22 protein-coding genes are annotated in these 24,131 nt (G+C 63.5%); 9 read left to right on the forward strand and 13 right to left on the reverse strand.

The genetic code is table 11. From position 1 onward, the window contains the following. Nucleotides 1-78: 78 nt before the first annotated feature. Both Q5H92_RS04780 and Q5H92_RS04785 read left to right on the forward strand, forming a co-directional pair. Nucleotides 79-1,083, forward strand: a complete 1,005-nt coding sequence (locus tag Q5H92_RS04780) for a bifunctional heptose 7-phosphate kinase/heptose 1-phosphate adenyltransferase (RefSeq protein ID WP_305010353.1) — start codon at nucleotides 79-81, stop codon at nucleotides 1,081-1,083. A 103-nt stretch (nucleotides 1,084-1,186) separates the two neighbouring features. Continuing rightward, complete coding sequence (locus Q5H92_RS04785) at nucleotides 1,187-1,786, forward strand: hypothetical protein (protein ID WP_305010354.1); 600 nt, start codon at nucleotides 1,187-1,189, stop codon at nucleotides 1,784-1,786. 27 nt (nucleotides 1,787-1,813) lie between these two features. On the opposite strand, the gene Q5H92_RS04790 is transcribed toward Q5H92_RS04785, so the two are convergent. The 8 genes from Q5H92_RS04790 to Q5H92_RS04825 form a co-directional block, all read right to left on the reverse strand. Beyond that, entirely contained in the window at nucleotides 1,814-2,371 is a 558-nt protein-coding gene (locus Q5H92_RS04790) for a sugar O-acetyltransferase (protein WP_305010355.1), read from the reverse strand. Between the two features lie 45 nt (nucleotides 2,372-2,416). Then, nucleotides 2,417-3,670, reverse strand: a complete 1,254-nt coding sequence (locus tag Q5H92_RS04795; RefSeq protein ID WP_305010356.1) for a M1 family aminopeptidase — start codon at nucleotides 3,668-3,670, stop codon at nucleotides 2,417-2,419. Beyond that, the gene (locus Q5H92_RS04800) at nucleotides 3,670-3,879 is read right to left on the reverse strand and encodes a zinc ribbon domain-containing protein YjdM (RefSeq protein ID WP_305010357.1); all 210 of its coding nucleotides are present in this window, start codon (nucleotides 3,877-3,879) and stop codon (nucleotides 3,670-3,672) included. Before Q5H92_RS04800 ends, Q5H92_RS04795 begins: the two co-directional genes overlap by 1 nt. A 162-nt stretch (nucleotides 3,880-4,041) precedes the next feature. Further along, complete coding sequence (locus Q5H92_RS04805) at nucleotides 4,042-4,233, reverse strand: hypothetical protein (protein ID WP_305010358.1); 192 nt, start codon at nucleotides 4,231-4,233, stop codon at nucleotides 4,042-4,044. Nucleotides 4,234-4,244: 11 nt separating this feature from the next. Continuing rightward, a complete protein-coding gene (locus tag Q5H92_RS04810; protein WP_305010359.1) occupies nucleotides 4,245-4,871 on the reverse strand; it encodes a DUF4279 domain-containing protein in 627 nt (208 codons plus the stop codon). A gap of 9 nt (nucleotides 4,872-4,880) precedes the next feature. Next, nucleotides 4,881-5,906 (reverse strand): uroporphyrinogen decarboxylase, encoded by a 1,026-nt coding sequence (gene hemE, locus Q5H92_RS04815; RefSeq protein ID WP_305010360.1) that lies wholly within the window; start codon nucleotides 5,904-5,906, stop codon nucleotides 4,881-4,883. A 186-nt stretch (nucleotides 5,907-6,092) separates the two neighbouring features. After that, entirely contained in the window at nucleotides 6,093-8,870 is a 2,778-nt protein-coding gene (locus Q5H92_RS04820) for an outer membrane beta-barrel family protein (RefSeq protein ID WP_305010361.1), read from the reverse strand. 166 nt (nucleotides 8,871-9,036) lie between these two features. Then, the gene (locus Q5H92_RS04825) at nucleotides 9,037-9,858 is read right to left on the reverse strand and encodes a GLPGLI family protein (RefSeq protein ID WP_305010362.1); all 822 of its coding nucleotides are present in this window, start codon (nucleotides 9,856-9,858) and stop codon (nucleotides 9,037-9,039) included. Between the two features lie 148 nt (nucleotides 9,859-10,006). Here Q5H92_RS04825 and Q5H92_RS04830 point away from each other — a divergent pair, with 148 nt between their 5' ends. Both Q5H92_RS04830 and Q5H92_RS04835 read left to right on the forward strand, forming a co-directional pair. Then, entirely contained in the window at nucleotides 10,007-11,446 is a 1,440-nt protein-coding gene (locus Q5H92_RS04830) for a sensor histidine kinase (RefSeq protein WP_305010363.1), read from the forward strand. Between the two features lie 160 nt (nucleotides 11,447-11,606). After that, complete coding sequence (locus tag Q5H92_RS04835; protein WP_305010364.1) at nucleotides 11,607-12,284, forward strand: response regulator transcription factor; 678 nt, start codon at nucleotides 11,607-11,609, stop codon at nucleotides 12,282-12,284. Nucleotides 12,285-12,421: 137 nt separating this feature from the next. On the opposite strand, the gene Q5H92_RS04840 is transcribed toward Q5H92_RS04835, so the two are convergent. Next, nucleotides 12,422-13,042: a MarC family protein gene (locus Q5H92_RS04840; RefSeq protein ID WP_305010365.1), complete on the reverse strand. Its 621-nt coding sequence runs from the start codon at nucleotides 13,040-13,042 to the stop codon at nucleotides 12,422-12,424. 198 nt (nucleotides 13,043-13,240) lie between these two features. On the opposite strand from Q5H92_RS04840, the gene purE reads away from it, so the two are divergent. Together purE and Q5H92_RS04850 are read left to right on the forward strand one after the other, a co-directional pair. Then, nucleotides 13,241-13,726, forward strand: coding sequence for a 5-(carboxyamino)imidazole ribonucleotide mutase (purE, locus tag Q5H92_RS04845; protein ID WP_305010684.1), 486 nt, complete (start codon nucleotides 13,241-13,243; stop codon nucleotides 13,724-13,726). 158 nt (nucleotides 13,727-13,884) lie between these two features. Beyond that, nucleotides 13,885-15,003, forward strand: coding sequence for an endonuclease/exonuclease/phosphatase family protein (locus Q5H92_RS04850; protein ID WP_305010366.1), 1,119 nt, complete (start codon nucleotides 13,885-13,887; stop codon nucleotides 15,001-15,003). Nucleotides 15,004-15,146: 143 nt separating this feature from the next. Here Q5H92_RS04850 and Q5H92_RS04855 read toward each other — a convergent pair whose 3' ends face one another. Continuing rightward, nucleotides 15,147-15,428, reverse strand: a complete 282-nt coding sequence (locus Q5H92_RS04855) for a DUF427 domain-containing protein (RefSeq protein ID WP_305010367.1) — start codon at nucleotides 15,426-15,428, stop codon at nucleotides 15,147-15,149. A 162-nt stretch (nucleotides 15,429-15,590) separates the two neighbouring features. Between Q5H92_RS04855 and Q5H92_RS04860 the strand changes: the two genes are divergently transcribed. Then, nucleotides 15,591-16,697 carry a vWA domain-containing protein gene (locus Q5H92_RS04860; RefSeq protein ID WP_305010368.1) on the forward strand — a complete coding sequence of 369 codons (1,107 nt, stop codon included), beginning with the start codon at nucleotides 15,591-15,593 and terminating at the stop codon, nucleotides 16,695-16,697. A gap of 90 nt (nucleotides 16,698-16,787) precedes the next feature. On the opposite strand, the gene Q5H92_RS04865 is transcribed toward Q5H92_RS04860, so the two are convergent. Beyond that, nucleotides 16,788-17,756, reverse strand: coding sequence for a c-type cytochrome (locus Q5H92_RS04865; protein WP_305010369.1), 969 nt, complete (start codon nucleotides 17,754-17,756; stop codon nucleotides 16,788-16,790). A 214-nt stretch (nucleotides 17,757-17,970) separates the two neighbouring features. Here Q5H92_RS04865 and Q5H92_RS04870 point away from each other — a divergent pair, with 214 nt between their 5' ends. Then, nucleotides 17,971-19,497, forward strand: coding sequence for a sigma 54-interacting transcriptional regulator (locus tag Q5H92_RS04870; protein WP_305010370.1), 1,527 nt, complete (start codon nucleotides 17,971-17,973; stop codon nucleotides 19,495-19,497). A gap of 118 nt (nucleotides 19,498-19,615) precedes the next feature. After that, complete coding sequence (locus Q5H92_RS04875; RefSeq protein ID WP_305010371.1) at nucleotides 19,616-20,110, forward strand: DUF4112 domain-containing protein; 495 nt, start codon at nucleotides 19,616-19,618, stop codon at nucleotides 20,108-20,110. 11 nt (nucleotides 20,111-20,121) lie between these two features. On the opposite strand, the gene Q5H92_RS04880 is transcribed toward Q5H92_RS04875, so the two are convergent. Together Q5H92_RS04880 and Q5H92_RS04885 are read right to left on the reverse strand one after the other, a co-directional pair. Then, nucleotides 20,122-22,314, reverse strand: a complete 2,193-nt coding sequence (locus Q5H92_RS04880) for an FG-GAP-like repeat-containing protein (protein ID WP_305010372.1) — start codon at nucleotides 22,312-22,314, stop codon at nucleotides 20,122-20,124. 33 nt (nucleotides 22,315-22,347) lie between these two features. Next, on the reverse strand, nucleotides 22,348-24,111 hold the full coding sequence (locus Q5H92_RS04885; RefSeq protein ID WP_305010373.1) for a M14 family metallopeptidase: 1,764 nt from the start codon (nucleotides 24,109-24,111) through the stop codon (nucleotides 22,348-22,350). Nucleotides 24,112-24,131: the final 20 nt, after the last annotated feature.

Genomic DNA, 24,131 nt, shown 5'->3' on the forward strand with positions numbered 1-24,131 from the left:
TAGGTTTACCATTGCACGCGAGATGCTTCGCTGCGCTCTGCATGACGTTCTGTTGACCGTCGCAAATTCAGCGAAACCTTGCCTACACCTTCCCTCACCGACCTTTTCAACGATTTTAACCGCCTCCGCGTGCTCATCATCGGCGATGTGATGGTGGATGCCTACGTGTGGGGCCGGGCCACGCGCCTCTCGCCCGAGGCGCCCGTGCCCGTGGTGCACGTGGCCCGCACCGAAAACCGCCTCGGCGGGGCCGCCAACGTGGCCCTGAACGTGCAGGCCCTCGGCGCCACGCCGCTGCTCTGCGCCGTCATCGGCACCGACGCGGGCGGCGACCAGCTGCTGCAACTGCTGCACGACAGCGACCTGCCCGCCGATGGCATCATCCGCAGCGCCAGCCGGCCCACCACCGTGAAGCAGCGCATTCTGGCCCAAGGGCAGCAGCTGCTGCGCATCGACTCCGAGGTGGAAACCGACTTGGATACCAACGAAAGCGCGCAACTGCTCTCGGCCTACGACGACCTGCTGGCCCGCGCCGACGTGGTGGTGTTCGAGGACTACGACAAGGGCGTGCTCAGCGAAGCCATTATCACGGAGTGCATTGCCCGGGCCCGGCAGCGCAACATCCCCACGGTGGTGGACCCCAAGAAAAAGAACTTCCTGGCCTACCGCCACTGCACGCTCTTCAAGCCCAACCTGAAAGAGCTGCGCGAAGGCCTGAAGCTGGAATTCGGCGACCCGGTGGCCGACCGCGCCGGCTTTGAGGCAGCCGTGGTGCGATTGAAAGAAGAATTAACGCCCGAAATTGTGCTGGTGACGCTTTCCGAGTACGGCGTATTTGCCCAGCAAAACGGCCAGAAAACCTATCTGCCGGCCCACCTGCGCACCATTTCCGACGTGTCGGGCGCGGGCGATACCGTCATCAGCATCGCGGCGCTGTGCGTGGCGCTGGGCCGGCCGGCAGCCTTCACGGCGGCGCTGGCCAACCTGGGCGGCGGGCTGGTGTGCGAGCAGGTAGGCGTGGTGCCCGTGGAGAAACAGCGGCTGTTGGAAGAAGCGCAGGAGGCGGGGCTTGCGCTTCGCTAGCCACCACAGAGATACCGACAGGATTGGGCCATTTCCGCAGGCGCTGAAACCAACATTTTTTGACGTTGCGCGGTAATGTTGCTGCGACGAATCGTCTGGATGCATGAAAGCCTTTTTCTTTTCGCTCGTTGGTAAGGTGCTATCGGTGGCAGGCCACGAATTGCTACCGCTGCAAGGCAAGCCACAGCCTTCCGCTCCTTCGCCAGTTCTGACTTCTTCCCTTACCCTTGACCGGCTCCTGTGGCTGCGGGACCAGCCCCTTCCGGCCGCCAACCGCTACCTGCAAAGCCGGGGCTGGAAGTTTATCAGCGAAGACAACGACACCCAGGCCCCCGACCCTAGGTATGCCCGCACCGCGTACATCTGGACCTATCCCAGGCCAGAATCGGCCGGGGTGGCGGACACGCTCATGCTTTCGACGGGGAAGTTTCCGCTGGAAATGGGAATGCTGCGCTACCATTCTCCCAAACGGGACGAATATGCGCGGATTTGGGCTGCGGTGAAAGCCCGCCGTTTACCTTATTCAGACCATAGCGGACCGGCAAATAGCGACTTCATGGTTTTCGATGGGCCGCATCAGCACATCTTTCTTTCTTTTGAAGCCAAAGGGACCGGGCATAATTATGAGGTCGGCATTGAGTACCGAGACCCTAAAATGGTCGAATTTCTGCCGCCACCCATGCCACCCAAACGGCGTCGGTAGCCAACCAGCCAGTGGGCCGACGCAGCATCAGGCCGCGAGGTTCCTGATAACCCGTGCCGGGTTGCCCACGGCCAGCGAATAGGGTGGGATGTCCTTGATGACGACCGAACCTGCTCCGATGACGCAGCCCGGGCCGATGGTGACGCCGGGGCAGACGATACTGCCGCCGCCCAGCCAGCAGTCGTCGCCGATGGTGATGGGGCGGGCCAGCTCCAGGGTGCGGCGCACTCCGGCGTCGAGCGGGTGAGTGGCGGCGTAGAGCTGCACGCCGGGGCCGAACAGCACGTTGGAGCCGATGGTGATTTTGGCCGCGTCGAGCACCACGCAGTTGACGTTGAAATACACGTTGTCGCCGCAGTGGAGGTGGCTGCCGTAGTCGCAGTGGAAGGGCGGCTCGACCCACAGGTTGCGGCCAGCGTGGGGGATGAGCTCGGCCAGAATGGCGCGGGCGGCATCGATGACGAGGTATTCCGTGACGTTGAGGCGGTGCAGGAGGCGCTTGGCGCGGGTGCGGGCCTGCAGCAGCTCAGGGTCGAAGGCGGCGTAAAGCTCGCCGGCCAGCATTTTCTCCTGCTCAGTGGGCATGGTAGCGGGAAGTGTTGGAAGAACGGTTTGGTCTGGGGCGGAGGCTTAGCGGGTCAGCTGGTCGCGGAGCCAGCGCTGGGTTTCGGGGCCAGCCTCCTGGGCTACGGTGGTCAGGAAGGCTTCGGTTGTGGCGGTTTTTTGCGCGGCCGTGGCGGCCATGATGCGCACAAACAGTTCATTGCCCACGCGGGTGCTTAGGGCGTGCAGCACGGCCGTGCCTTTGGCATACACCACGCGGCGGGCGGTGTGGTAGTCGTGGGTGGCTTTGTCGAAGCCAATAATGGCCGGGGCGCCGGCGGCCGAAGCCAGCCGCTGGGCCAGCTCTGTCCGAAAGCCGGTGGTATCGCCGCTGGCTTGCAGGTAGAGCAGGCTGGAATAGGTGGCGAAGCCTTCGTTCAGCCACTCCTCGTAGCCGCTGATGGAGCCGTAGCTCCACCACTTGTGGCTGATTTCGTGCGCCAGAATTAGGCGGTCGTCGCGTTTGCGCACGTCGAAATCAGCATAGGTGATGTCGACGGCGTTGTCGAGCAGGCCGGCGGCGTTGCGGTTGGTGCCGGGCAGCAGCACCGTGAAGCGCGGGATGGTGTCGCGCCGACCGATGGTCTGGTTGTAGAAAGCGACAATTTGCGTGGCTTGGGCCAGCAGCAAAGTATCGGCCGGAAGCAGGGCGCCGGCCTTTATCACCGTGATGGGCGGGCCCGGCGGGGCCGATGCCAGCCGCTGAAAATCGCGGGAAATCAGCGCCGTGGGCTCAAGGGCCGCGGTGGTGCCCCGAAATCTGAAGCGCCCGCCGCGGTGCGCCGCCGGGTGCCGGGTGCTCACCACGTCGTAGCCGGCTGGCACCCGCACTTCCAACTCGTATTTTGTCAGCTCGTCTTCCTTATAGGGCAGGAAGGGCACCCAGACGGTATTTCGGCTGAATTCCAGCACCTGGTCCGTGGCGTACCGGGCGGTGAGGTTGCCTTCGTAGGTGACGGTGATTTGCCTCGGCCGCAGGTCGCCAGACGGGTATTGAAGCGTGATGCCCTGCAGCGTATCCTGAAATCCGGCGTACCAGTAAGGCTTCGTCACAACCTGCCAAGCCCGCGGGCTGCGCACCGACAGCACCCGGAAGCTGCGGTTCAGATTCAACAGCACGGGGGCGGGAGCGGCCCCGGCGGGCAGCCGTAGGGTATAGCGGCACCAGAAATGCTTGCTGCCGGGCTCCACCCGAAGCAGAATCTGCGCGCTGGGCTGGGCACGAGTTACCGGGACCCAGCCCAGCAGCCCGAGCAGGAAAATCAGCAGTTGTCTCGGCACTAGGCTTTCTTCAGAAACTCGGTTTTGAGCACCATGGTACTGCCGCCAGCGCGGCCTTCAATCTCGGCGGGGCTGTTGGTGAGGCGGATGTTTTTGACCAGCGTGCCGCGCTTGAGGGTAAGCGAGGAGCCTTTTACCTTGAGGTCTTTGATGAGGATGACGGAATCGCCTTCGGCGAGCAGGGCGCCGTTGCTGTCTTTTACGTCCATGTGAGAGGAGGGATAATTGGAGAGGTTCCGTGGTCGGGGTAAACGCTGAACGCTGTAGGGGAGGGGCCTGCCCCCGCCCGGTCATTGAACGGAATCGTGGAAACGAAGCAAACGCCCGGGCGGGGGCAAGCCCCGCCCCTACATCGTTCAAACAGCGCTGACCTAGCGCCGGAAAAGCAGCAGGTAGGCCAGGAAAAATACGGGCGAGAGGCTGCCCAGCGTCACGAGCACCACCATGGCCGTTTCGATGCCCGAGCGCTCCGACTTGCGCAGGTACCAGCGCCACATGAACACCAATAGCGCCAGTAGCAGGGCCAGGGTGAGGTAAAAGACTGGGCTGAAGGTGGGGGCCATGCGAATGTTTCTTAGGTGAACTTGTTGCCCGCGGCGTACAGGTCAAAGTTAATTTCCAGGTTTAATGTTGCCAGCCTCTGTATTTCGCTTTTGCCCAGTACAATACCACCGAGCATCGTGTTGCCGTTGTGAAAAACGACATAGGCCCGGATAGCACCATTGGCGTTTTCAGCCAATTTTTTGACCCCCGTAGCGTCTTGCTCCAGTAGCGTCAGCAGTTTCTTGATTTTTCCCTCGGGAGTGCCCGGTTCAGGATTTGGTTCAAATGTTAGAAAGCTAATGCCCTCGGGAGTTTCATCGGTTTCCGTTGGAAATAAGCGCGTGAAGCCAAGAAGCTGCGGCAAGCTGTGGGTTTCGGAATAAGCCTCAAAAGAAACCCGGGCAAAGGCGGCCGTATCGGCCCAAACAACTTGGACCCGGGGCTCGGTGGTGAGCTGCACCGCGAAATAGAAAGCCTCGCCTTTAACTGTGAAGTAAACGACGGCTTGGCTTTCTACCTCATCGGTTGTAATGCCGGCCACTACCGGTTTGCCGTCCTGATAAGCTATTTCGTGGATTTCCAGGAACTGCGACACCACCCCGAAAGTAGGCTGCTCAATCTCCTGAGTGGCTGCCGCAGTTAGCCTTTTGTTATCCATATTCAAAACTTACCCCCGCCAGGCCTTTACCGTGTCCACGAAGACGCGGACGTTGTCGGGGTCGGTGTCGGGGTAGACGCCGTGGCCGAGGTTGGCGATGTGGGGGCCGCCGGCGAACTGGCGCAGCATGGTTTCGGTGGCGGCTTTCACCTGCTCGCGGGTGCCGTAGAGGGCGCAGGGGTCGAGGTTGCCCTGTAGGGTTTTGCCTGCGGCCTGCAGGCGCACCTGGGCGGGGTCCTGGTTCCAGTCGAGGCCGATGGTGCGGCAGGCGGTGGCGGCAAACTCGGGCACGGCCCACCAGGCGCCTTTGGCAAACACCGTGACGGGCACGAGCGGGGCCAGGGCTTCGGTGATTTCGGCGATGTAGCGGGCCGAAAACTCGGTGTAGTGCGCGGGCGGTAGGGTGCCGGCCCAGGAGTCGAACACCTGCACCACTTGGGCGCCGGCCGCCACCTGGGCCTTGAGGTAGGCGATGGTGGTGGCCGTTATTTTGGCCAGCAGCTGGTGGGCCAGGGCGGGCTCGCGGTAGAGCATGCCGCGGGCTTTCGAGAAGGTTTTGGAGCCGTGGCCTTCCACCATGTAGGCCAGCAGCGTCCAGGGGGCGCCGGCGAAGCCGATGAGGGGCACGCGGCCGTTGAGGGCGCGCTTGGTGATGCGCAGGGCTTCGAGCACATAACCGAGGCCTTCCTCAGGGTCGGGAATGCGGAGCTTGGCCACGTCGGCGGCCGACTTGATGGTTTCGGGAAACAGGGGGCCGCGGGCTTCCACCATTTCGTAGCGCAGGCCCATGGCATCGGGCACCACCAGGATGTCGGAGAAGATGATGGCGGCGTCCACGTCCAGCGCGTCGATGGGCTGGATGGTGACTTCGGCGGCCAGCTCGGGCGTTTCCACCAGCTCTTTGAAGCCGGAGAGGCGGGCGCGCAGGGCGCGGTATTCGGGCAGGATGCGGCCGGCCTGGCGCATGAGCCAGACGGGGGTGCGCTCGGTGGCTTCGCCACGGGCGGCGCGGAGGAAAAGGTCGTTTTTCAGCATAAGGAACGGCAAAGGTACGCCGTGAGGTAGACGAGTGTCTACCTCCGCCAAAGGAGAACGTCATGCTGAGCGCAGCCGAAGCATCTTTACCGCAGTAGTAAACCCTTTCGATGGGATTAGTTGCGCGGTAGAGATGCTTCGGCTGCGCTCAGCATGACCGTGCTTTTTTTCCTTTCAATTCACCAGCTACTTCCCAAACTGCCGCAGGTTGTACGTGAAGCTCAGCAGAAAATACCGCTGGAGAATGCGGCTGCGGACGTCTTCCACGTAGGTTTCGGTGGTGTTGCGGAGCACGCTGCGGTTTTGATTGAGCAGGTCGTAGGCTTGCAGCTTGAGCTCGCCCTGCTTGTTGGCGAAGAGCTGGCGGGCCAGACCGATATTCCAGAGCACGACGCGCTGGTTGAAGCCGGCGGCGCGGCCGGTGTTGTTGCTGGCCCACACGTCGGAGGTGAGCACGAAGCGGGCGGGGAGCTGGTAGAAAATATCGGCCGTGAGGGTTTGGGTGAGGTAGTCGGTGTCTTGGTTGGGCAGGGCGGAGTAGCGGGCGTTTTGGTACGTGAGGTTGGCGCTGAGGCCGAATTCAAGCTGCTCGTTGAAGGCCGAGTTGGCGCTGGCGCCCTGGCCCAGGCTCCATGTGCGGCTGGTGTTGGGTAGGCCATTCACCAGGCTGGGCGACTGGATGAAGCCGGTGTTGGTGGTCAGGTTGAGGTTGATTTTGTGGTTGGATAAACGCTGGCCCAGCGAGAAAAACCCGTTCACGCTATAGAAGCCGTCGGCGTTGACGGGCCGGGTGGTTTGCACGCCGCGGGTATTGAAGCTGGTGGCCGACACGATGCGGTCGTCGACGCGGCTGGCGCCGAGCGTGGCGAACACGCTGCGGTTGGTGGTGGCGTTGAACTGCGAAAAGTTGGCCGACAGCGCCTGCACGTATTCGGGGCGCAGGCTGGGGTTGCCGGCCTGGATGCTGAGCGGGTTGGAGTTGTCGCGCACGGGCTGGAGCTGGGCGGCGGTGGGCGCGTTGAGGCGGGTGCGGTAGCTGAGGCGCAGCGAGCGGCTGCGGCTGCCGTTGTAGGTGAACAGCGCGTTGGGCAGCAGGCTGCGGAAGCGGCGGTCCACGGTGGTATCGGCCGAGAGGTTGCGCACCCGCAAATCGGCCTGCTGAGCATCCAAGCCCAGCCCCACGGTATAGCGCAGGCGCTTTTTCTGCAAGGTGAACCCCGCCCGGCTGGCCTGGAAGCGGCTGGTAAATTCGTTGCTCAGGCCCGGGTTCAGCAGGTCGTATTGCTGGCTGATTTCGTTGAAATCGGTGGTGAAACGGCGGCCGTCGTTGCGCGAATCGGTGAAGGCGTAGTGCGTTTCCAGCTTGGTGCGCAGGCTTAGCGGCTCCACGTAGGAGAGGCTCAGCACGTTGCTGCGGGTGGGCGTGGCCTGCGCAATGCGCTGGTTGAGCCGCTGCACGGTGGGCCGCCCGGCGGCGTCAAAAAACGTGTTGGTGCTTTGGTTGAAAGCCGTGGCGTCCTGGTCGCTCAGGGTCGAATTCAGGTTGGCCGACACCGAGCGGCCGGGCTTGCCGAAGCGGCGCATCAGCAGGAAGTTGCCGCCCGCGTTGGGGTTGGTGCTGGTAGCCGCGTAGCCGTTCAGCCCTTGGTTGAGCAGGCGCCCGCCGAGGCTGGACTGCTGGCTGCTTTGGCGGGCGAGGTCGTTGGCCTGCCACCAAGCGTAGGGCGTGAGGCGCAGTGAGGTGAGCGAATCGAGCACGTAGTCGAGCCGCAGGTTGAAGCGGTGGCTGGTGGTCGTGGTTCGGTTGAGCAGGCTTTGGTCGGTGAACAGGGGCGGGCCGGCTTCGGGGCCGGTGAGGTTGGCCACGTTTTCGCGGCGCAGGAGCTGGTCGGTGGTGGTGGTGGCGCGGCTGGCGAGGTAGCTGGTGGCCACTTCGGCGCGCCGGCCCCAGGCGTCGCGGTAGTTGAGCCCCACGGCGCCGCTTTCGGTGATGCTGGTGGGCTGGGGGCTGCTGCCGAGCGGGTTCTGGCGCCCGCCGCCCATCCGCATGATGGCCCCGCCGCCGCTGGGCCCGCCGCTCGCCGGCCCGAAGCTGGCTGCCGCGGGCCCGCCTTCGTCGGCAAAACCCTGCTGGTTGATATTATTGGCCTGGGCCAGGGCCGAAATCTGGCGGCCGTTGTTGAAGCGGTTGAGGCCGAGGCGGGCCTGGTAGCGGCCGTCGGTGCCCGCACCGGCGCCGTTGGTGCCGAAGTAGCCCTTGCGCTTGTCGCGCTTCGTCACGAGGTTGAGGGTGCGCTGGCGGTTGCCGTCGTCGATGCCCGAAAACGAGGACTGGTCGCTCTGCTGGTCATAGAGCTGCACCTTGTCGATAATGTCGGCGGGCAGGTTTTTGGTGGCCATCTTGGGGTCGTCGCCGAAGAAGGGCTTGCCATCCACCAACACGCGGTTCACTGCTTGCCCTTGCGCCCGGATGCTGCCGTCGCGGTCCACTTCTACGCCCGGCAGCTTTTTCAGCAGCGACTCCACGGCGGCGTTGGGCTGGGTTTTGAAGGCGTTGGCGTTGAAGGCGATGGTGTCGCCACTCACACTCACCGGGGCGCGTTCTTGGGTCACCACCACTTCGCCCAGCTTCTGGCTGAGGCCGCCCAGCCGCAGCGTGCCCAAGGTAGGCGCCGGGGCCGCCGCCGTGACGGCCACCGGCACGCGCCGCGCCCGGTAGCCCAGCGCCGACACCTGCACCACGTAGCGCCCTAGCGCCACCTCACGCAGCACAAAATGCCCATCGCTATCGGTAATCCCGAACGTAACGTAGCTCGAATCCCGCGCCAGCGTCAGCGACACGGAGGCCTCGCGCAGCGGCTTGCCGGAGGCCGAATCGGCCAGCGTCCCGCTGATGCTGCCCTTGTCCTGATGCTGGCGGACCGGGGCGGGCACGGTGGTCTGGGCGCGAGAAGTTGCCGCCAAGCCAAGCAGGATGGCTAGCAGGAGCAGCAGGCGCAGGGCCGGCCTGTTCGCGGTTGGGCCGGCGGACGTAGCGCGAACGTTGTAGTTCGCGTACCAAAACGATACCCGAACGGCGCGGGACACGCGAACTACAACGTTCGCGCTACTAGCTAAAGCCGAAAGCACCTTAGTTGCGGTTGATGCGCAGGCCGCCGCCTTCTACCATCTTCTGGCGAAAATCGGCCAGCGCCTTTTCGCGCAGGTCTTTCAGCTCGGCCGGCGTCACTTTCTGGGCCGTGGCGATGGGCTGCACCTCGGCGGCGGGCACGGGCTTGAGGTCCACTTTGGCGGCGCGGAATTGCTCCTGCTCGCTTTCCAAGGCCAGCACCACGCCCTTGTCGGGCGTTAGGTCGCGCACCGGCGAGTAGGTAAAGGGCAAATCGGTGGTGAACCAGACGGTGTAGGTTTCCTTTTTGTAGGGCACGGTGGCCTTACGGCAGGTGTAGCCGGCTATTTTCTTGGTTTGGCTGCTGATGTTCCAGCCGGTGGCGGGTGCAATGGGGGCGTCGGCGCGGTAGGTGGTGGGGGCGTCGTCTTTTTTCACGGTGAGCACCGTGGTGGTGGCGCGGTTGGCCAGGTCGAGGTAGGTGGCTTCCTCAAAGGGCCGGGCGAAGTTGTTGATTTGGGGCGCGCTGGCCGGGGTATCGCCCGTGCCGCCGTTCATGGTCACGGTGCGAATGGTCATGCCGCCGCCTTCGCGCTGTTCCTTGGCGGCCGGGCCAGCAAAAGTCAGCGTGAGGCCAAAGGAGCGGGTTTCGGGAATGTCGGTGGGGAAATCGGGGCTGCCGGGCTTCACCGGCTGGCCGTTTATTACGATGTTGAGCTTGCTGAGGTCGACGCGCTGGGTGGCCTCGTAGCTGATGTGGCCGGTGGTTTGGGCCAGAGCCGCGCCGGTGGCTAACAGGCCGAATGTGAGGGCCAGCACCAGGTTTTTTGCAGGGTTTTTCATGGGAATGCAGAGGTGTTGAATTGAACACTGCAAAGCACCGGCATTCTTTTGTAAAGTACTGTTATTGTGTGTTAAGTAGTGTTAATGGCCTTGGGCGGCCTTCCATAAGGCGCGTAGGTTTGCAGCGTACTTTCGCCCTTCCGACCGCATGAAATCCCGCATTCGTTCCATTTTCTGGCTGCTGGCCCTGTGCATTCTGGGCATCAACGGCTTTCAGGCGTACTGGCTCTACAACACCTACCAGCTGGCCAACGAGCAGTTCACCCGCACCACCAACGAGGCCCTGCTCACGGTGGTGCTGCAGCAGCAGTTCGCCCACGCCGGCCTGCGCAAATTCAGCATCAATATCAGCGACGGCAACGGGGTGACCACCGAGGGCTACAGCATCGGCGCCCGCCCGACCAGGCGGGTGGTGACGTTTTCACAGTCTTCCGATAGCAGCGGGCGCGACCTGCCGGCCTCGGACATCAAGCGCATTGTGGTGGTGCGCCGCCCGCCGGGTTCCCCTGCCGACAGCGCCCGCCAGCGTCGGCCGCTCCACTTCGCCCCCGATTCGGCCGCCATGCCCAGCCTGACGCGCCTCGCCGCCGCCTACCGCGCCGAGCTGCGCCGCCGCGACACCGACGCCGATTTCGTGCTCGATACCGTCGACCTCCGTACGCCCACCGACGGCTACGGCCCGCGCATCGAGGCCCCGCCCGCCTACACGCTCCACACCCGCCCCGTGTCGCTCGACCTGATGGCGCCCGGCGGCGGCAACCTCAAGCTCCAGGCTTCGTTTCGGCAGCCCACCTTCTACATTCTGCGCCGCATGGGCGGGCTGCTGGGCGGCTCGGTGGCGCTGCTGGCCCTCACCACCGGCTGCTTCATGCTGATGCTGAGCACGATTCTCAAGCAGCGAAAGCTGTCCGAAGTCAAAAACGACTTCATCAACAACATGACGCACGAGCTGAAAACGCCGCTGGCCACCGTCTCGGCCGCCGTGGAGGCCCTGCAAAACTTCGGCGCCCTCAACGACCCCGCCCGCACCCAAACCTACCTCAACATCTCGCGAACCGAGCTGCAGCGCCTGTCCGATTTAGTAGAAAAAGTGCTCAACATTGCCGTCGATGAGCGCCAGCCCCTGGAGCTCCAACCCGAACCCGTGCACCCCGCTGCACTGGTGGCCGACATCGTGGCCCGCCACCAGCTGCAAGCCCCCAAACCAGTCACCTTCGACGTGCAGGTGCCGCCCGCCGACGTGGTGCAGCTCGACAAGCTACACATGGGCAACGTGCTCAACAACCTCATCGACAACGCCATCAAGTACTCTGGCGCGGCCGTCACCGTCACCATTCGCAGTCGGCAGGACGCCACAGGCTGGCACCTGAGCGTGGCCGACGACGGCCCCGGCATCGAGCCCGGCTACCAGGCGGCCATTTTCGACCAGTTCTTCCGCGTGCCTACCGGTAACCTGCACAACGTGAAGGGCTTCGGCCTGGGCCTGTACTACGTGCGGCAGGTGGTGGAGCGCCACGGCGGGCGCATTACCGTGCACAGCGAGCCGGGGCGGGGGAGTAGGTTTGAAGTTTGGATTCCGCAGGAATAATGGTTGGACTTGCATCTGCTCAAATAGGACGTCATGCTGAGCGCAGCCGAAGCATCTCGCGTGCGCAACGCAATTCAATCAGCTTAACGATTTTGATTACTTCGGCACGCGAGATGCCTCGGCTGCGCTCGGCATGACCGTTCTTCATTTATTCTAACTCATGCCCACCATCCTCCTCATCGAAGACGAGCCGTCCCTCGGTCTCATCTTGAAAGACAGCCTCGAAAGCCGCGGATTTGCCGTGCGGCTGGCCGCCGACGGCGAGGCCGGCTTGCACGAGTTCCGCCAGCAGTGCCCCGATATGGTGGTGGCCGACGTGATGATGCCTAAGCTCGACGGCTTCTCGCTGGCCGAGCAAATCCGGCGCGAAAACGCCACGGTGCCCATCCTTTTCCTCACCGCCCGCTCCCAAACGGCCGACGTGGTGCGTGGCTTCGAACTGGGCGGCAACGACTACCTGAAAAAGCCTTTCAGCATGGATGAGCTGATTGTCCGCATCAAGGCGCAGCTGGCCCGGCAGCCCGCGGCGGCGCCCGCGCCCGGCGGCCCGCTCGCCATCGGCCGCTACCTCTTCGACCACCCCAAGCAAAAGCTCCGCCTCGGCGCCCGCGAAGAAACCCTCACCAACCGCGAAGCCGAGCTGCTCAAGCGCCTCTACGACCAGCGCAACCAGGTTTTGGAGCGCAACAAGGTGCTGAAAGAGCTGTGGGGCGACGACTCGTTTTTCAACGGCCGCAGCCTCGACGTGTTCATCAGCCGCCTGCGCCGCTACTTGGCAGACGACCCCCAGGTGCAGATTGTGAACATCCGCGGCATTGGATATAAGCTGATGCTGTAGCAGGCTTTAACCCGTCCGGCCTGACGTCAACCTCACCCCCTGACCCCCTCTCCAAAAAAGAGGGGGCACCGGAGATGCTTCTAATGTCGGCTGGCTCCCCTCTCCCAGAGGAGAGGGGCCGGGGGTGAGGTGAACGCCTACCGCGTCAGCCCCGGAAACAGCGCCGCGATGGCCGAGGCCAGGAAATTGACCCCGATGGCCAGCGTGATGAAACCCATAATGCGCGACATGGCCGCCATGCCGGGCTTGCCCAGCACCCGCGTGAGGCGCAACGAGAAAATGAGGATGATAAACGCCGCCAGCGCCACCAGCGCAAACCCTAAGATGGTCATGGCTTTATCGACATAAGTAGGGCGGATGAGGCCGATGCAAATGGCCATCGAGCCCGGGCCCGAGAGCATGGGCATGGCCAGCGGCGTGAAGCTGATGTCGTCCTTGTGCTTGCTTTCTTCGAGGGCGTCGGGGCCCACCCGGTCGCGGTTGGCGCCGGGCGTGAGCAGCTCGAAAGCCGAGCGCATGAGTAAGATACCGCCCGCAATGCGCAGGTGCTGGATGCTGATGCCGAAGAAGTTGAGGATGTACTGCCCGCCAAAAAACGCCACGCTCAGAATGGCCACCATGTAGATGCAGGCCCGCAGCGCCGTGCGCGCCCGCTCCGAGGCCCGGTCGTCGGCCGTGAGCGTTAGGAAAACCGGCATCGCCCCAAACGGATTGACGATGGAAAACAGGGTGGTGAAGGTGGCGAGCAGAATTTCCATGGGCGCAAAGGTAGGCAGCGGGCCGAGCCGGCCGGAAAAGCCCTATTTTGCCGCCGCAACGGTGCCCGAAAACGGCTAACGCCGGGCAAAAGCTGCATTTTTCCGCTTCCTGATTATATGAATCCCGATTCTGCTACCGCCGCAAGCGGCTCTGAGGCCGACCGGCCCACCACCGAAAACCCCATCGTGGGCATCATCATGGGTTCGAAGTCGGACCTGAAAATCATGTCGGCCGCCGCCGAACTGCTCCGCCAGTTCAACGTGCCCTACGACATCACCCTCGTTTCGCCGCACCGCACGCCCCACCGCATGGTGGAATACGCCGAAAGCGCCCGCAAGCGCGGCCTGCGCGTGCTCATTTGTGGCGGGGGCGGGGCGGCCCACCTGCCGGGCATGGTGGCGGCCTTCACCACGCTGCCCGTCATCGGGGTGCCCATCAACAGCTCGCTGTCCATTCAGGGCCTCGATTCGATTCTGAGCATGATTCAGATGCCGGCCGGCACGCCCGTGGCCACTGTCGGCCTCGACAACGCCGCCAACGCCGCCATCCTGGCCATCCAGATTCTGGCGCTGAACAACGCCCGCCTGGCCGATTCGCTGGAGAAATACCGCACCACGCTGAAGGACCGGGTGATGCGCACGATTGAGGAGCTGCGCAAGGGCGGTTTTCAGGACGATGTGTAAACCTGCTTTTTCATCGGTTGAATCAAATATGTCATCCTGAGCGTAGCGAAGGACCTTATCGCCGTCGAAAGACAGACTCTGGCGTGATAAGGTCCTTCGCTACGCTCAGGATGACAAGCCTAGTCGCCCTGCTGCAAATCCCCACCCAACCCCCTTTCATGCCCGCTTTTCTTTCAACGCTCGTAACCGTCGGCCACTGGGTGGTGTGGATAGTGGGCGGCATTGGGCTGCTGGCCACGCTGCTGCCCATCCTGCGCCAAACGGCCTGGTGGATTCGGGTGTGCGACTTTCCGCGACTGCAGATTGTGGCCGGGCTGTTTCTGAGCCTCGTGGCCGCGCTACTGTTACCCGACCTGGACCACTTTGCTGGCACCGCCTTTGAGGTGGCGCTGGCGCTGGCCTTGGTGTACCAGTTTTACCGCATCTGGCCCTACACGCCGCTGCATAGCAAGCAGGTGGCCGACGCCAGCCGCCCGGCCGACGACCACGACCACCACATCAGCCTGATGGTGGCCAACGTGCTGATGTACAACCGCGACGCCTCGCGCTGCCTGGGCCACGTGCGCCACCTCAGCCCCGACATTGTGCTGGCCGTCGAAACCGACAACTGGTGGCTGAGCCAGCTCGAAGTCATCACCAAAGACTACCCCTACACCTGCCACGCCCCGCTGGAAAACACCTACGGCATGCTGGTGTTTTCGCGCCTGCCGCTCATCGAGCCGCAGATTCGCTACATCCTCGACCCCGACATTCCGTCGTTTCACGGCTGCGTGCGGCTGCCCAGCGGCGTCACCACCAACCTGCACTTTCTACACCCCAAGCCGCCAGCCCCGCAGGAAGCCAAGTCCAGCGCCCGCCGCGACGCCGAGCTGCTGGTGGTGGGCAAGGTCATTCAGCACCACGACGGGCCCACCATCGTGGCCGGCGACCTCAACGACGTGGCCTGGTCGCACACTTCTGAGCTGTTCCGGCGCCTCTCGCGCCTGCTCGACCCGCGCGTGGGCCGGGGCATGCTGCCCACCTTCCACGCCGACCACCGGCTGCTGCGCTGGCCCCTCGACCACGTGTTCCACTCTGCCCACTTCCGCCTGCAGGACCTGCGCCGCCTCACCCACATCGGCTCCGACCATTTTCCCATCTACATGCGCCTCAGCTACGAGCCCCAGGGCTGGCATGAGCAGGAGCAGAACCTGGAAGCCGCCGACGCCGACGACCATGAAGAAGCTGAGGAAAAAATTGAGGAAGGCATAGAGGACGTGGCGGCCGGCGAGGATTAGCACGGTTAAGGGCCTAAAGAGGAACGGTCATGCTGAGCGCAGCCGAAGCATCTCTACCGCGAAGAGTAAATAATTACTTCACCGGTAGAGATGCTTCGGCTGCGCTCAGCATGACCGTATTTGATAGAAGCCCAATCAAAGCCCTACTTCTCCACTTTCACGCCTTTCCAGAACGCCACGCGGCCTTTAATCTCCTTGGCGGCGTCTTTGGGCTCGGGGTAGTACCAGGCGGCGTCTTTGTTTTTCTCGCCGTTCACATTCAGCGAGTAGTAGCTGGCGCGGCCTTTCCAGGGGCAGCTGGTTTGGGCAATGCTGTCCTCGAAAAACTCTTTTTTGATGGAATCGGCGGGGAAATAGTGGTTGTTTTCGACAACCACGGTATCGTCGCTCTCGGCGATGACGGTGTTGTTCCAGATGGCTTTCATGGGTGGGATGGGGTGAAAGTGTCATGCCGAGCAGAGCGAGGAATCTGAAAAACGCGGTGATTATGCCTCAGATTCCTCGCTACGCTCGGAATGACAGATGAGCCAATTGAACATTGCCCGCGCCGCGCTTGTTTTCGCAGTCCTACCTGAAAGAAGAATTCTATGGCCGTTGGCTTCCGCTTCCGCGATTTTGTGCCCGAAGACCAGCCCGAAAAGGGCTTCGAGTCGCTGTTTAAGCTGTTCATGCAGCTTGTTACCATCACCTCCGGCGACGTGGGCGAGGCGCTGTCCTGGCTCAACGAGCTCGACAAGCAGTACGGCCTCACCGATGACCAGTACGGCATGGGCAATTTCATCGATGACCTCAAGAAAAAAGGCTACATCGATGAGAATGAGCAGCAAAAGGGCGAATTCAAGATTACGCCCAAAACCGAGCAGGGCATCCGCAAATCAGCCCTTGAAGAAATCTTTGGCAAGCTGAAAAAAAGCAGCACCGGCAACCACCGCACGCCCCACACCGGCCAGGGCGACGAGCAGAGCACCGACCTGCGCGAGTTCCGTTTCGGCGACTCGCTGGAATCCATCCAGATGACCGAATCCATCCGCAACGCCCAGCTCAACCACGGCATGGACAGCGGCGAGTTCATGCTGACCGAGGGCGACCTGGAAGTGCGCGAAAACGAGCACAAGTCCCAGACCAGCACGGTGTTGATGATTGACATATCGCACTCGATGATTCTTTACGGCGAGGACCGCATCACGCCGGCCAAGAAAGTGGCCATGGCCCTGGCCGAGCTGGTGAAGCAGAAGTACCCCAAGGATTTCCTCGACGTCATCGTGTTCGGCAACGACGCCTGGCAGATTGAAATCAAGGACCTGCCCTACCTGCAAGTGGGCCCCTACCACACTAATACCGTGGCCGGCCTGGAGCTGGCCATGGACCTACTGCGCAAGCGCAAAACGCCCAACAAGCAGATTTTCATGATTACCGATGGCAAGCCCACTTGCCTGAAGGAAGGCAACGGCTACTACAAAAACGCCTTCGGCCTCGACCGCAAGGTGGTGAACAAGACGCTGAACCTGGCCGCTGCCGCCCGCCGCGTCAAAATCCCCATCACCACGTTCATGATTACCTCCGACCCGTATTTGCAGAAATTCGTGGAGGAATTCACGGAGGTAAACCAGGGCAAGGCTTACTACTCCGGCCTGAAAGGACTGGGCCACCTGGTGTTTGAGGACTACAAGAAGAACCGGCGCAAGACGCTGTAAATAAAATTGATAAGTATTAAAACCAACAACGGCCACCGAATAACACGGTGGCCGTTGTTGGTTTGGGCCGGTGGGCGAATGGCCGCGTGGTTACTTCGCCGCCACCGCGCCGTCTTCCGGTGTGACGTTTTTGAGCTTCGGCACCGATTGCAGATAGGCGAACAGGGCGTGGATTTCCGCATCATCCAGGCGCGAGTACTTGGGCATGGGGTAGTTCAGCGGGCCGTGCGGCGTGGTGCCGAACCTCAGGGCCTGCCCGAACTGCGCCTCGCTCCAGTCGCCGATGCCGGTGTCGGCGTCGCCGGTGATGTTGCGCGATACCACGGTCTGGCCCTGCATGTTCAGCAGCCGGTTGCCGCCGCCCAGGTAGCCGTCCGACTTCTCGGGTTCGAGCGGGTTGTTGCTTTTGAAGTCTTTGGAGTGGCACTCGTAGCACTTGTAGCGGCCCACCACCAGGTAGCGGCCGTAGGCCACGGCCTCGGTGGGGGCGGGGGCCAGTACGGGCGCGGCGGGTAGCGGCGTGGGCTTCATCACGGTGTTGGTGAGGGCTTTGAGCAGAAAAGACGGCTCCTGCGAATGCGAGGGCGTGGCATCGGCCTGCACCTGCGGGCTGCCCGAACGCAGGAACGCCACGATGCTGGCCACGTCTTCGTCCGACATCAGGGCGAAGCTGGGCATGATGACGCGGTAGCGGCCGTCGCGCCCGATGCCGGTGCGTAGCAGGCCCACCAGCTCCTGGTCGGTCCAGGCACCAATGCCGTGCGCGCGGTCCTGGGTGATGTTGGCCGAGTAGACTTTGCCAAAATCGGGCGTGAGGTCCTGCAGCAGGTGGCCTGAGTACTTATTGGTTTCGCGGTTGAGGTGGCAGTCGCCGCAGGCGGCCAGGGTCAGCTTTTCGCCCAGCTCGATGCGGGTAGGCGTGGCCTCGATGGCCGCTACGGCCGGCTTAGGCGACGTGTAGCTTGGGATGCCGCGCGCCGAAACAAAAACGGCAAAACCTGCCCCGGCCAGCACCACCAGCCCGACCAGCAGGCCCACAATTCGTAACGCTTTTCTCATAAGATGCTTATCAGGTAATTGTGGGGAAAAAGTGAATTTTAAGTTTGGCAGCAAGTACTAAAAAATAAGAGAATAAATCAAATAATGAAATTCGTTTTCAGCTGATTTTGGTCGACCCCGCGGCCGACGCCAGCGCCGGGGCCGGACGCCTGAACCTCAGCCCCCCTTTCGCGGTTAAAGACCTTGGGAAGCCAGTTTCCCGCCAATGTCCTGTATGAAGCACGAAACCATCCGCACCCTGGGCCAGCTTCGCGCCAGTGGTTATAAGCCCCGCAGCGTGAAAGCCGAGCTCCGGGAAAACCTGATTCAGAAACTCAAAAACAAAGAGGAAGTATTCCCCGGCATCTTCGGCTACGACGAAACCGTGATTCCGGAGCTGCAGCGCGCCATTCTGGCCGGGCACCACATCAACCTGCTGGGCTTGCGCGGCCAGGCCAAAACCCGCATCGCGCGCCTGCTCATCAACCTGCTCGACGAGTACATGCCCGTGGTGGCCGGCTCCGAGCTGAACGACGACCCGTTGCAACCGCTGTCGGTATTCGCCAAAAACCTCATTGCCGAAAAAGGCGACGACACCCCCGTAACCTGGCTGCACCGCCTCGACCGCTACACCGAGAAGCTGGCCACGCCCGACGTGTCGGTGGCCGACCTTATCGGCGACGCCGACCCCATCAAAGCCGCCACGCTGAAACTGCCGTACTCCGATGAGCGGGTGATTCATTTCGGCCTGATTCCGCGCGCTCACCGGGGCATTTTCGTGATTAATGAATTGCCCGACTTGCAGGCGCGCATCCAGGTGTCGCTGTTCAATATTCTGCAGGAGGGCGACATTCAGATTCGCGGTTTCAAGGTGCGGCTGCCGCTCGATATCCAGTTCGTGTTCACGGCCAACCCGGAGGACTATACCAACCGGGGCAGCATCGTGACGCCGCTCAAGGACCGGATTGACGCCCAGATTATCACGCACTATCCGAAATCCATCGAAATCGGCAAGCGCATCACCAAGCAGGAAGCCCGCATCAAAGACGAGCAGAAGGGCATGGTGACGAGCAACGAAGTTATTCACGACCTCGTGGAGCAGGTGGCCATCGAGGCGCGCGGCTCCGAGTTCGTGGACGCCAAGTCGGGCGTGTCGGCCCGCCTCACCATCTCGGCCTACGAGCAGGTGATTGCGGGCGCCGAGCGCCGGGCGCTGGTGAATGGCGAAAGCAACACCTACGTACGCCTGGGGGACTTCATTTCGGCCGTGCCCGCCGTGACGGGCAAGGTGGAGCTGGTGTACGAGGGCGAGCAGGAGGGCGCGGACATCGTGGCCGAGAAGCTGATGGGCAAGGCCATCCGCACGCTGTTCCTGAACTACTTCCCCGACCCGGACAAGAGCAAGAAACTCAAAAACCGCGTCTCGCCCTACAAGGCCATTCAGGAGTGGTTCGGCAACGGCAACACGCTGGATTTGCTGCACGACGCCAGTACGGAGGAGTACCGCAAGGCCCTCGACAACGTGCCCGGCCTGCGCGACATCGTGGCCGAGCTGCACCCCAACGAGACGCCCGAGCACACCTATTTCCTCATGGAATTCCTGCTCCACGGCCTGAGCGAGCACAGCCTGATTTCGCGCAACCGCCTCACGGCCGGCGCGCAGTTCAAGGACTTGCTGTCGTCGATGTTCACCATGCCCACGTTTGGGGATGATGACGACGAGGATGAGGACGAAGAGGAAAAGCCGCGCCGTCGGCGGTAATCTGATTCGTCAAATAATAGAAAAGCCCCGTGTGCCGAAAGGTGCGCGGGGCTTTTATGTATAGCCGGCTGTCGGCCAACAAAACCTGTTCTTCGTAACAGGTCTAAACCCCATACCCATGCTCCTCCGCACCCAAACCGCCGCCCCCGCCACCTTCGATGCCGACGAGCGCCTGCGCTGGGTCGAGCGCATTGCCAAGCTCATGGACAGCCAGTTTACGCTGCCCGGCACTCGCTTCCGCTTCGGCCTCGACCCCATCCTGGGTTTGCTGCCCGTGGTGGGCGACCTGGGCACCACGGCGGTGTCCGTGGCCCTGCTCCTGACCATGTTCCGGCACGGGGCCAGCGGGGCCGTGGTGGTGCGCATGGCCCTCAACATCCTGCTCGACACCGTGGTGGGCGCCATTCCCCTCCTCGGCAACGTTTTCGACTTCGCCTACCGCAGCAACGAGCGCAACGTAGCCCTGCTGCGTCGTCACTACGCCGAAGGCCGGCACACGGGCAGCGGCAAGGGCCTGGTGGTGCTGTTGCTGCTGTTTCTGGCCGCCGTGGTGGCGCTGGTGGGCTGGGGAAGCGTGGTGCTGTTACGCTGGGGCTGGCAGCATGTGGGGTAAGGCCGCGTGGCTCAGTGCCGGGCCAGGGCTTTGCGCACGGCGGCGGCCGTGGGCAGTTCGTCGAGATAGGGGCGGGACGTGAGGTCTTCGCGGTAGCGCGGGCGGCCGTTGGCGGCCGGGGCGCGGTACTGGAACACCTGCGTGCGGTAGTGCGTGGCGTGGCCGTAAAAGCGGCGGCCGTGTTTGTCCACGCTGAGGACATCGCGGAGGTTGGCTTCGAGCAGCACCAGCAGCTCCCGGCGGCCGTCGTGGTTTGCATCGGCGAAGAAAATGGCGGCTACGTTGGTGGGCTCGCCCTCGATGTGGCTCAGAGGCAGCCGCTGCACGGCGTACGTGCTGGGCCGGTAGGGGTCGAGCACCACGAGGCCGATGCGGTCGTCGTCCTGGTTTTCCAGAAACAGCTGCGGGCCGAAGGCGCTGGGCCGCCACGCGGCCGTCGCGAAGCGCATCCGCAGCTCGTTCACGTCCCAGGTTAGCGGGAAGGTGTGCGGCAGCACCCGGCCCAGAAAAGCGGCCGGGGCCTCGTGGGGCCGGCGCTGGGCCTGGCCCCTTTGCCAGGTTTGGGCTTCGCGCTTTTCGGCGGCGGGGGTTATCGCCGGCGGCTCCGGCGGGGGCGGCGCGGGCGAGCGGGGCGGCCCCTTGCCCTCCAGCCGGGGCGTGAGCGACAGCCGCACGCGCACGGGGCGGCCGTGCAGCCGGGCGGGCACAAACGGGGGCAGGTGGCGCAGGGTGCGGGCCATCACCGAGTCGACGGCGGGGGTGAGGGACTGCCACTGCAGGTCCGGGTGGCGCAGCACCCCGTCGGCCCCCACCTCCAAATCCACGATGTAGGTGGCGCGCTCGGCCGTGAGGACGTAGCCGGGCGGCAGCACCAGCCGCGCCTGCATGGCCGCGGCCATGGCCGTTTCGACCGACGCGCCGGCCGGGGTGATGGGCAGCTGGTCGGCGTCGGCGTAGGCTTCGCGGCGGGTGGGGCGCGGCAGCGTGGGCAGCGTGCTGCGGTTGGGCCGCCGGGCCGCCAGGCGGCTGGGGAGCACGGGGACGAGCAGTTCGGGCTGGCCGTCGCGGTCCATGTCGGCCAACAGCACTTCTTCCAGGGATGAGTCGGAATCGGGTAAATCAACCTGATAGGGCGGGTCGAAGTGGGCCGCGCCGTCGTTGAGCTGCACCCACACGTCGTTCAGGGTGTTGAGCACGAGGTCGAGGTCACCGTCGTGGTCCACGTCGGCCAGCCCCACCCATTCCACCCCGAAGCGCACCGGGTAGGTGAGCTGGCGCGGGCCGCCGGCTGCGCCGAAACCGCCGTGGCCATTGTTGAGCATCAGCGTCACGTGCTCCTGGCCGTCGGTCACGGCCAGGTCGGGGGCGCCGTCGCCGTCGAGGTCGCCCAGGGCCAGCGTGGCGCAATACACACTGGGCAGCTGTTCCTCGTGCCCAAACCCACCCTTGCCGTCGTTAAACAGCACGCTGCCCTTGCCCGATATGGACAGCAGGTCGAGGTCGTGGTCGCCGTCCACGTCCACCAGGCTGGCTTTTTCCAGCAGGTCGCCGGGGTTCATCGGTCCCGACTGCGGTTCCAGCAGCCGCCAGGCAAAGCGGCCCTGCCCGTCGTTGGTGCCAATCTCATACTGGTAGCGCTGCGGCAGCACAATGTCGGGGTCGCCATCGCCGTCTAGGTCGCCCACGGCCAGGTCATCGGCCGAGGCGCTCACCGGAATTCGGGTGGGCACGAGCCGGCCGGGGCCCTCGTTGCGCCACAGCAGCAGTAGGTCGTCGCAACAGCTGCCGGCCAGCAGGTCGTCATCGCCGTCGCCGTCGGCATCGAGGGTGGCCAGCAGGGAGGCTTCGATGCCTTCGAGGGCGGGGGCGTGGCGCAGGCCGCCGCGCCCATTGCCCAGCCACAGGCTCACGGTGCCCTGCGGGTCGTGGCTGGGGCTGTCGTCGCCGTTGGTGAGGGCCAGGTCCAGGTGCCCGTCCCCGTCGAAGTCGCCCACCGCCGCCAGGTGTTCCTCCGAACCCAGCAGCGAGGCGGCCACGGCCGGAACGCGGGGCCTGGGTTTCGCGAGCTTTTTAGGAAGCAGCACCTTGGTTGGAGGCCGATGCGGGGCCGGCCGGCCGGTAAAGCGCCACAGCCCACCGGCCAGGGCCACCCCGGCCAGCAGCAAAAGCCACCGGAAGCGGCGGAAACGAGGACGCTGACGCATATGAATGGTGATGAAGCAGTCCGGCCCTCGTTCTTACTCGCCCACGCGCCCGGTGCCCAGCCACCGCGCCACCGGGTAGCGGTTGTGGCCGGGCTCGTGGTAGGCCGAGTTCTGGTACACCCATTCGAGCTGGGCCGGGCCGTTGGCGGCAAAGGCAGGGTTGCCGGCTTTGAGCTTTTCGAGCCGTTCGCGCAGGGCGGGGTCGCGACGCAGCAAATCTGCGGCGAGGTCTTCAAATACATAGTCCGAGAAATGCTCTTTTTGCTGCAACACGCTGTCGAAGAAGCCCCAGGCGAAAAAGGAGTCGGTGGCCTGTGGCTCCAGCGTTTCCATCAGGTAGCGGATGGGGGCGCCTTCTTTCATGTACACCACCAAGTCGCCCGCGTGGAAAGTGGCCGTCTCTGGTTGGGTGCGCAGGCTCACCTGGCTGTGCACGTAGTGGCCTTCGAAGGGCTTGGCCGTGGTTTTGAAATCCTCTAAATAGTAGGTTTCCACGGGCACGGTCACCTCGTGGGTTAGCGGTTCCAGCGTGGCGCCGTTGCGACGCAGGATGTCGGCTACTTCCACCCAGGCTTTCGGGATGAGGTAGGCGGTGGGTCGGCTGGCCGTGGTGGTGGCTTTGAAGGTGTTAAAGTACTTCACAGGCCGGGTGAAGGGCGCGGCCCGGTCGTAGTAGAGGCGCGGCTGGCCGCTCACGTCGCTGGGCTTGGTGCGGCCCTCGTAGCCCATAAACTGCACGGTTTCGTGCTGGCTGTCGTCGAGAACCCAGGTGAGGGGGAAGGTGGTTTGGGCGGCCATGTCGGCGGCGGCCTGAGCGCGGGCGGCGGCCAGGGCGGGCGCCTGCGCGTCCACGGTTTCGAGCACGGTTTTCAGGAAGTCGTAGGTCGAATGCACGCGGGGCGCGTAGGCCTTCAGCATGTGCGTTTCGGGCATGAAGCCGATGGTGTTGAACAGCGCCGCGTAGCCCGTGGAGTAGCGCGGCGACTCCAGAAACGCCTGCAGGCCGCTCTCCGGCGTCCGGCCCTCAAAGTCGACGTAGGGCGTCATCGGCCACTTTTTCTGCTCCATGCTCTTGTACAAAGCCGGCAGCAGCTGGACTTGCAGATAAGTGGCCAGCGCCGGCGCCAGCTTGCTGTGCTGGGTGGCAATGAGCGTCATCGTGTACTGGTAGTCGGCCCCGTTCGAGGTATGGGTTTCCACAAATACATCGGGCTGCCACTTCTGAAAAAGCTGCGCAAACGAGCGGGCATTGCGCGATTCCTGCTTGATGTAGTCGCGGTTCAAATCCAGGTGCCGCGCGTTGCCCCGGAAGCCGTATTCGGCCGGCCCGTTCTGGTTCACGCGGGTGGTAGAATTGCGGTTCAGCATCCCGTCGATGTTATAAACCGGTACCAAAACGATGGTGACTTGGTCGAGCAGCTTCAGCAGCGCCTTCTGTTGCATGAGATCGCGCACCAGCATCATGCTGGCGTCGATGCCTTCGGGTTCGCCGGGATGGATGCCGTTCTGGATGAACAGGATGCGCCGGTTTTTGCGACGGGTGCTGGCCGGGTCGGTGTCGCCGTCGGCGCTTAGCACCACCTCGTGCAGGGGCCGGCCGGCGTCGGTGGGGCCGGCTTCGGCCAGATGCAGGTGCGCCGGGTAGGTGGCGGCCAGCTTTTGGTAATAGGCGATGCACTCGGCGTAGGTGGCCGTGGTGTTGCCGGCGGGGTCGTTTTCGAAGGGCGTGCGCCAGGCGGGCGTCGGGGCGGGGGTGGAGGCGAGGGACATGAGCGAAGCGAGCAGCAGGGTGAACATGGGCGCAAAGGAACAACGTT

The organism is Hymenobacter mellowenesis (assembly GCF_030581005.1).
Taxonomy (GTDB): domain Bacteria; phylum Bacteroidota; class Bacteroidia; order Cytophagales; family Hymenobacteraceae; genus Hymenobacter; species Hymenobacter mellowenesis.